This window comes from Ruminococcus sp. RTP21484sp1_RTP21281st1_A8_RTP21281_210402 (assembly GCF_040914025.1).
GTDB classification, from domain to species: Bacteria; Bacillota; Clostridia; order Lachnospirales; family Lachnospiraceae; genus Blautia_A; species Blautia_A faecis.
Window position 1 is genome coordinate 1 of record NZ_JBCPGE010000084.1, and the last position, 6,258, is coordinate 6,258.

Annotated in this window: 9 protein-coding genes; 1 reads left to right on the forward strand and 8 read right to left on the reverse strand. The window is 50.3% G+C overall.

The genetic code is table 11. The features are described 5' to 3' along the window. The coding region (locus AB5170_RS22065) for a recombinase family protein (RefSeq protein WP_368365159.1) at nucleotides 1-693 on the reverse strand (693 nt) is incomplete at its 3' end. Continuing rightward, complete coding sequence (locus AB5170_RS22070) at nucleotides 694-891, reverse strand: hypothetical protein (protein ID WP_002569220.1); 198 nt, start codon at nucleotides 889-891, stop codon at nucleotides 694-696. Between AB5170_RS22070 and AB5170_RS22075 the strand changes: the two genes are divergently transcribed. Continuing rightward, the gene (locus AB5170_RS22075; RefSeq protein WP_021682886.1) at nucleotides 865-1,104 is read left to right on the forward strand and encodes a hypothetical protein; all 240 of its coding nucleotides are present in this window, start codon (nucleotides 865-867) and stop codon (nucleotides 1,102-1,104) included. The genes AB5170_RS22070 and AB5170_RS22075 overlap by 27 nt on opposite strands. A 28-nt stretch (nucleotides 1,105-1,132) precedes the next feature. On the opposite strand, the gene AB5170_RS22080 is transcribed toward AB5170_RS22075, so the two are convergent. The 6 genes from AB5170_RS22080 to AB5170_RS22105 form a co-directional block, all read right to left on the reverse strand. Next, on the reverse strand, nucleotides 1,133-2,470 hold the full coding sequence (locus AB5170_RS22080) for a virulence-associated E family protein (RefSeq protein ID WP_118728687.1): 1,338 nt from the start codon (nucleotides 2,468-2,470) through the stop codon (nucleotides 1,133-1,135). After that, nucleotides 2,439-3,083: a CHC2 zinc finger domain-containing protein gene (locus AB5170_RS22085; protein WP_368361650.1), complete on the reverse strand. Its 645-nt coding sequence runs from the start codon at nucleotides 3,081-3,083 to the stop codon at nucleotides 2,439-2,441. The genes AB5170_RS22080 and AB5170_RS22085 overlap by 32 nt, the downstream gene beginning before the upstream one ends. Before the next feature lie 65 nt (nucleotides 3,084-3,148). Then, complete coding sequence (mobQ, locus tag AB5170_RS22090) at nucleotides 3,149-4,729, reverse strand: MobQ family relaxase (protein ID WP_227623143.1); 1,581 nt, start codon at nucleotides 4,727-4,729, stop codon at nucleotides 3,149-3,151. A 681-nt stretch (nucleotides 4,730-5,410) separates the two neighbouring features. Then, nucleotides 5,411-5,707 (reverse strand): DUF3847 domain-containing protein, encoded by a 297-nt coding sequence (locus tag AB5170_RS22095; RefSeq protein WP_002594808.1) that lies wholly within the window; start codon nucleotides 5,705-5,707, stop codon nucleotides 5,411-5,413. After that, nucleotides 5,700-6,041 carry a DeoR family transcriptional regulator gene (locus tag AB5170_RS22100; protein ID WP_173772494.1) on the reverse strand — a complete coding sequence of 114 codons (342 nt, stop codon included), beginning with the start codon at nucleotides 6,039-6,041 and terminating at the stop codon, nucleotides 5,700-5,702. The genes AB5170_RS22095 and AB5170_RS22100 overlap by 8 nt, the downstream gene beginning before the upstream one ends. After that, nucleotides 6,038-6,235: a hypothetical protein gene (locus AB5170_RS22105; protein WP_368361652.1), complete on the reverse strand. Its 198-nt coding sequence runs from the start codon at nucleotides 6,233-6,235 to the stop codon at nucleotides 6,038-6,040. The genes AB5170_RS22100 and AB5170_RS22105 overlap by 4 nt, the downstream gene beginning before the upstream one ends. Nucleotides 6,236-6,258: the final 23 nt, after the last annotated feature.

The following is a 6,258-nucleotide window of genomic DNA, read 5'->3' on the forward strand; positions in this document are numbered from 1 at the left end:
CCACCATGTGGGGCAGGGGATTTTTTCTTCCTCCAGCCGTCTGCGAATATAGTTCGGACCATGACCGTTCAGGGCATATCCGAAAATCAGTCGCACAATCGGGGCGGTTTCCTCGTCAATGAGCAGATGGTTTTTGTCCTCCGGGTCTTTCCGATACCCAAACGGGGCAAGACACCCGGTAAACTGTCCTTTCTGCGCTTTCAGAAGATAAGAGGAATGGACTTTCTTGGAAATATCCTTGCTGTACATCTCGTTCAGGATATTCTTGAACGGGGCAATATCGTTGTTATCCCGCAGGGTGTCGATACCGTCATTCATGGCGATATAGCGGACACCGTTTCTTGGGAAAAAGTCCTCAATCAAATGCCCGGTTTGCAGATAGTTCCGCCCCAGTCGGCTGAGGTCTTTCGTGATGACAAGGTTGATTTGCCTGCGCTCAATGGCTCTCAACATTCTCTGTAAATCAGGACGCTCCATATTAAGACCTGTGAAGCCATCGTCCTGATAGACTGCCACAACCTCCCATCCCTGCTTTTCGCAGTATTTTTCCAGCATATCCCGCTGGTTGGCGATACTGGCACTTTCGCCTTGCAGGTCATCGTCCTTTGACAGCCTGCAATAGACCGCCGCACGATAGCCCCCGGCAAGTGCCGAACCGATTGTTCTGTATTCCATTTCGTTCATCATAGCCATTTACCCACACAATCCAGACGGTATCTGGCTCTTTTGAACCTCATCTTCATTATAGCCTATATCTTTCTTTTTAGCAAGATATTCTTTTGTATTTGTTTTACCGTATTTCTGGGAAATCAGACTGACGAACACATCGGTTGCGTCCAGTTCCCCGTCAAATACAGTGGTCACATGAATCTCTGTTTTGTTTTTTGCCATAGGCAGTTATCCTCCATACATGAAAATAGCCAGACAGAGGGTGTCGGCAACGAAGTCCGGCAACGGGCTTCAAAAGACCTTGCAAACAATCTCAATCTGGCGATGGTTACTATTTATACTTTTCTTTTATTTTTCTGTTGTTTTGGTTGTTATAAGGGAGAAAAGCCCGGAAATAAGGGGTTTTCCCCGGCAACCGGCTCGGCAACGGGATAGCAACAGGGGGTGCAACGGGCGGTCATTTTCAGAATGGAAGCTCCATCTGTTCTGTGACCTCCACAAAACCATCCATCGTTTTTTCAGACGGGTTGCCGGAGTCCGTTGCCGGGTTTTCACGCTCCCAGCCCTTTTGTCTGCCATATTCTGAAAACATTCTTGGGTTCGGGAAGTACCGCCAGCGGTCAATGCACTGGTTCATAATCTCGTTGATTTCCCGGATTTCCCATTGCTTCGGCTCGTCAAAGGCATGGTTTAAGGCTTCCTTGTAGAGCTGCTTGGAACAGACCATGCTCCCGGTGTACTTATCAAGATACGCCTGTATCATCCCGGCTTTGGTGTCCTCCGGCATAAAATCCCGCTGGTGTTCTTTGAGATACCGCTGCATGGCGGGGCTGAAAGCCAGCTTGAACCTGCCGCTTCGGTAAATCTCCATCGCTTCTGCCCACATTTGTTCGATATAGGCTCTGGAAGCGGCTTCGTCCTCCAAAATGTGAACCTCAGCTTGCTCCGGGTACACCATGACCGGGATAAAGCGGCGGTTGCCGGAACGGTCAAGGGGCAGGAAGTCAAGGGCATTGGAAGTGCCGCCAAACACGCACTGACGGGGGCGGTCTGCCGGGTGGGTTTCATAGGGTATCTTGTAGACCTCTTTCTGCCGGCTTAAAAACGACTTGATTTCCTCAATGCTCTTGGCGTTGGCGGTTGCCATCATTTCCGACATTTCGATAATCCAGTGACCTTGCAGCTTGCGGTACACATTTTCATCGTCCAGCTTCCGCAAATCATCGGAGAACCACTCGTCCCGGACTGCCAGCAGACGGAAGAAAGTGGACTTGCCAGCCCCCTGACCGCCTACCAGACAGAGCATGATTTCAAACTTGCACCCCGGCTGAAAGGCTCGTGAGATTGCACCCAGCAGGAACAGCTTCAACGCTTCATAGGTGTAATCGTCTGCGTCAGCCCCCAGAAAGTGCCGCAGACAGAAACGGATTCGTTCTGTCCCGTCCCACACAAGGGCACTTAGGTAGTCCCGGATGGGATGGTACTTGTTTTCATTCGCCACAATCCCGATGGCATTATCAATCTTTTTCTCATTGGTAAGCCCATAGGTTTCTTCCAGATAGAGAAGCAGATACTTCATATCCGTATCGTTCAGGGCGGTGCTTTCTCTGTGGAAGCCGATGGGCTTTATGATGTCCTTGCGGTCGGTCAGGATGTTGTATGCGATAGCCCCGGAAAGCAGCGGGTCACGCTGGAATACGGTCAGGCAGTTCCGTATGCTCTGACGGACACCGCCTTTCTCGGTAGTTTCCAGTCCCGCTTTGATTTCCTCAATGCTCTGGGGTGGCTGCATGGCGTTCATGGTGTTTTTTAATTCTTGCTGCGTCTGCGGCTGCAAGCTCTGCCATTCGCTGTTCAAGCTGTATCACATCCTTTCCGTAGTCCGTAATCAAAGCCGCTTTTTCCTCTGTCTCCCCGAACAGCAATATATCCAGCAGATATTCCACTTGGGCTTGCTTCTGTAAGGCTTCCACGAACCGGGGATGAAAGGCTTCCTCCGGGGAGTGCGGGGCGTAGTCCGTTCTCCATGCCATAAGCAAGTGAAGATAATCGGCAAGAATACGGAAGCAGCGGTTCTTTGCTTCCTGAAACTGTTCCTCCGGGGATTTCTGCCGGGGCTTGGGCTTTTTTGCCTTTCCCGGCGGTTTCCAGTCCTCATAGGAAAGCCCGAAGTCCTGTGCCAGTTGTACGGCAGCTTCTTTCTTTCCCAGCCCATACAGGGCGGCGGTAAAATCAATCACATCCCCATCCGCACCGCAGCCGAAGCAGTGGTAACGCCGATCCAGCTTCATACTTGGGGTTTTATCGTTATGGAACGGGCAGCAAGCCATCCCGTTCCGACCTACATGGATTCCATAATGCTCCGCAGCCTGTCTTGTTGTGACGGACTGCTTCACAGCTTCAAATACATTCAAATCTATCCCTCCTTGAAAATAAGAAAAGCACCTGACATTCTCTGATTGAAAATGGCAAGTGCCTGTTAAAGTTCCATATCCTGTTGTCTGTGTTTCGCCTGTGCCGGGGCGGTTCTTTGAGCCTTTTTCTCGTCCGCCTTATCCTGCAAGACTTCCTTGATGGGCTGCTTCTTAGGCGGCTCTTTACTTTCCTCTGTGCCGGGTGTGGCTTTCCGTACCCAGTAGCGGATGTCCCGCAGCTTCTTCAAATCCTCCTGTACCTCGGTCAGCGGTACTTTCAGCTCTGCGATTTCGCTGAGAAGTTTTTCCTGCTCCTCTTGCAGCTCCTTTTGGGTACTGTCCTTATCGTCCGGGTGCTTGGCAAGGTAGGCAGCGGCTTTCTCATACCGGGCAACATCCGGGTGTTCCTGTTTGAATTTCTCCTTTGTTTTCTTGAAAAATATCTTCTGGTACTTCTCATAGAAAGGCTTACATTCCTTGCAGTCTGTTCGGCTGGCAAGAATCCCGTCAATCACTTTGCTGCGGACTTCCTTTGGCTTCATCTGATTGCGGTAATCTGCGGCTGATTTCCCGGAAGATTCCAGAAATGCTTCTAAGTCCTCCACAGTGGAAAGCCCCTTTTGCCGGAGATAGGACAGAGCTTCGCTGACTGCCTTTAAGTCCTGTGAAGTCCCCCGGTTCTGTCCAGCCCTTGTCCAGTCCTTCCGTTCTTCCTTTCGTATCTCCATATACTTCATCAGCAGATTGGGAAGAAGTGTCGCTTCCTCCGCCGCCTTTTGTGCAAGCAGTTCTTTTCGTTTTTCTCCCAGCTCGGTAATCCAGCCTTTGAGGTTTTGAATGAGCTGCCGGATAGACTTCATCAGGCGGTTGGCGGCTCTGATGTCCCGGTTCAGGTTGCCGATGTTCGTCTGGATACCCCGCTTTTCCATCTGCCGGACAGCAGCTCCCTCATGGACAGTAGGGATAATATCAAGCCCCTGTCTGGCATAAGAACGCAAGTCCACACGCTCTGGGCGGTCATTGGCTTCCAGATAGCGGTTCTGGATGACCTCCCATTCATGCCGCCAGATTTCGCAATACTTCTGGTCGTTCCAATCCACCGTATCCTCCTTGTGGCTTTTCCATCTGCCGGACGGAAGTTTTATCCGTTCCCCGTTTTCGTCAAGGTCATAAACCTTGCGGCTCTTGGGAAGCCATTTTCCATGTTCGTCCATTGCCCTCATAGTGAGCATGACATGGGCGTGGGGATTGTGTCCCGGCGGATGGGGGTCATGGATTGCAAAATCAGCAATCATGCCTTTGGAAACAAACTGCTTCTGGCAAAACTCCCGGACAAGGACAGCATACTGGTCGGGTGGTATCTCTCTTGGGATGGTAAGCACCCACCGCCTTGCAAGCTGGGAGTTCCATTGCTTTTCCACCGCTTCGGCGGCGTTCCATAAGGTATTGCGGTCTGCATACGACCGTGGGGCGTTTGCCGGGAGCAGAATTTCATTGTGGACAATACCACGCTTTTCCGGGTAGTGCTTCACTTGCTGGTCGTATTCACAGAACAGCTTTTCGCCGCTTTGGTAAGCAGCGGCGGCAACCGCAGACTGTCGCTGGCTGCGCTGAACAATCGTGATTTCGTTGTGTGGGCAGGGCATTTCGTGTCCCTCCTTTCGGTAATTGGTGGATGGGGTGGCGTTTTACCACCTCATTTTGGCAGAAAAAAAGCAGGAGACCTTTTTCAGATTTCCTGCTCGGTGTGCCGCTGTGAAGGCGGCGGATATTTAGCTGTAAAAGTTCGGGACAAGTTGACCCGATGTGTGGGTGGCAAACTTGAATTTTACGATTTTTTGTTTTTCAAAAAGTCAATAGTTCTTTTCACGATAAATACGATACATATCAAACCTACAATCCCACAAACAATAGAGTCCTTTAAGTCTGCAAATCCTCCTGTGTACTGCATTGCATAATAATAAACCGTCCATATCAGTATCAATACGAACACACTAATACTTAACCAATAAGACTTTTTCTTCATCTAATTTTCCTCACATTGAACTTCCGATTAGTCGTTGACTTCATTATACTTTATTCGACCGTCAAAGTATAGAGAGATTTTGTAAAACTTGTCGGCTGGGAACAACTTGCAACGCAAGGTGTCCCCAGATGGCAAGTCCACAAAAGGGTAGCTGGCGGCAGCCAGCGCAGGGGAAGCGTAGCGTCCCCTGTTTGATTTGGAGCAGACCATGACTGCGGAAAATCACAGCCCTCCGGTGAGGAGCCTTCGGAGAACGCAATGCACCAACCTCTGGGTGGTGTATAATTGCGCCCTTAGTAAACTAAGGGGTTTCCGGTTTCTCCCGTTCCAGCAGTTTTTTCAATAGTTCCTGCGTGTCCTGCCTGTGAAAAATGAGTTTCAACAACAGCATGACATCATCATCTGTCAGGCGTTCCGGCTCTTGCAGAAAACTTTCCAGCATACCGCCACGAGTACAGAGCCGGTGCGTCCGTTCCTTTCGGGTAAGCTGCTTTAACTGGTGCTGCAATGCCTTTTCATCATTGATGGCTTTCCGCAGTTTCTTTTCGCTTTTCTCCAACTCCCGATTGAGTTTTTCCAGCTTTGAGGTATCAGGCAAGGGCAGCGTCCTCCTTTCCCGGTATCAGCACATAAATCCTGTTTGGTTCTCCAACGCCCTGACGCACCCGCATGATAAGTCCGGCGTTTTCCAGTTCATTCAAAGAACGCTTGACCGTCATAGGACTGCGGGACAGGACTGCGGCAATGGCTGTGACAGGGAAGCAGACAAACAGGATTCCGTTCTCGTCCTCCTGCCCATTGGAGAGCATAGCGTCCAACATCCGGCAGTACATGACCTTTGCGGTGCTGCTGACTGGAAACCCTGTCAACGCTCTTGGAAAAGCCATACAGGGCGGCAATGGTGTGTCTATCGTCATAAATTCAAAATTCATTCGGTGTGTTCCTCCTTTTTCTTTGCTCGTTTGGATAAATAACGGGGGCAGTCAATCACAACCGCCCGGAAGCTCTGCTTGCACCCATGCTGGCATTTCCGGCATAATTCGTTGTAAGTGACACGCCCCCGGTCATTGAGGTAAAAAAGTGTCTTCGACACTTCAACTCCCCTGCCCCTCAATCTTGAGGGGATAGGGGTTTCTTTTTTTCAACTTT